Here is a 1,413-nt window from a genome sequence, read left to right on the forward strand (position 1 = left end):
GCTCCAGCGTTTCCAGCGCATGGATGCCCGTGAGCTGGAAATGCGGCTGGATGCCGGAGGCCTGCAGGCGGCGCAGGTGCTCTTCGACCCACGCCGGTCCCGCCGGCACCGTCATTTCGCTATACGCGGCCTGAAACATAGGGTTCGCGAGCGAGGTGCCTTCCAGGTACTCCGGATACAGCAGCTCCATGATGTTCATCTGCGTGGTGTTGATCGCCACCGTCACCTGATCGGGCTTCGGATCGAGTTCCGCGAGCATGTGACGTGTATCGTCCGACAGCCACTTTGCCGCCTGCCCGTCGTCTTCCGGCGCGAACGAGATCGAACCGCCCACCTGGATGATCATGTCCGGCACCGCCGCACGTACGCCCGCGATCAGCTCGTTGAACTTCGAGAGGCGCTTGGAACCCTTGCCGTCCAGCTCGCGGACATGCAGATGCAGCACGGTGGCACCCGCGTTATAACAATCCACGGCTTTCTGGATTTGATCGTCCATCGTCACCGGAATGTCTTCCGGGAAGTCCTCGGGCATCCATTCCGGACCGTACGGGGCGACGGTGATGACAACCTTCTCCTGGTTTTCGGGGTGCAGCGAATCGTCGAGAAATTGCATGTCTTGCTCCAGCTAAGGAAATGAGTGTGAGTTGAATGGCGGAAGGCTACGCCAACGATCAAACCGGCACGTCGCCGATGATCCCGGCCCGTTCCATCTTGCGATGGCACGGCGGGTAGTCCATCACCGCGTAGTGTTGGGTGCTGCGGTTGTCCCAGATGGCGATGCTGTTTTTCTGCCAGCGCCAGCGCACCTGATGTTCGGGGATGTACGCCTGGCTGATCAGGTAGTTGAGAAGGTGGCCCGCGCCGGGATTGGCGTCCTGGCCGAAGCGCACCCGCTCCGGGGTGTGGTAGTTCGTGAAGTGCGTCGTGAAGGCGTTGACGAACAGCACCTTTTCGCCAGTCTCGGGGTGCGTGCGCACGACCGGATGCTCGGCATCCGGAAACTGCGCCTTCAGCGCGAGACGCTTTTCGATCGGCATGGCCGCGCCGAAGCTCGCCTCGATGCTGTGGCGCGCGCGCAGGTCCGCGATTTGCCCTTTCACGTGCGCGGGCAGGTTCTCGTAGGCCAGCGCCATGTTGGCCCACACGGTGTCGCCGCCGACGGGCGGACACTCGACACAACGCAGAACGCAGCCGAACGGGGGTGCCGCGCGCCACGTCGCATCGGTATGCCATGCGTTTTCGTAGCGGTCGTTGGGCTGGTCGGGGTTCTTGTAGATGCGCACCAGTCCCGGATGCTCGGGATCGCTGCCCGCTACCGGATGATCCTCCAGTTCGCCGAAGCGGCGCGCGAACGCGACATGCTCGGCGCGCGTGATGTCCTGATCGCGCAGGAACAGCACACGATGCTTGAGG

Annotated in this window: 2 protein-coding genes; both read right to left on the reverse strand. The window is 63.1% G+C overall.

The window, feature by feature from the left end:
• A partial coding sequence (locus AWB67_RS37785; RefSeq protein WP_143746815.1) for a 3-keto-5-aminohexanoate cleavage protein occupies positions 1–613 on the reverse strand: 613 nt, incomplete at its 3' end.
• Between the two features lie 58 nt (positions 614–671).
• Positions 672–1,413, reverse strand: a 742-nt coding sequence (locus AWB67_RS37790; RefSeq protein WP_087660851.1) for a TauD/TfdA dioxygenase family protein, incomplete at its 5' end; no start/stop codon positions are given.

This window comes from Caballeronia terrestris (genome assembly GCF_001544515.1).
GTDB lineage: Bacteria > Pseudomonadota > Gammaproteobacteria > Burkholderiales > Burkholderiaceae > Caballeronia > Caballeronia terrestris.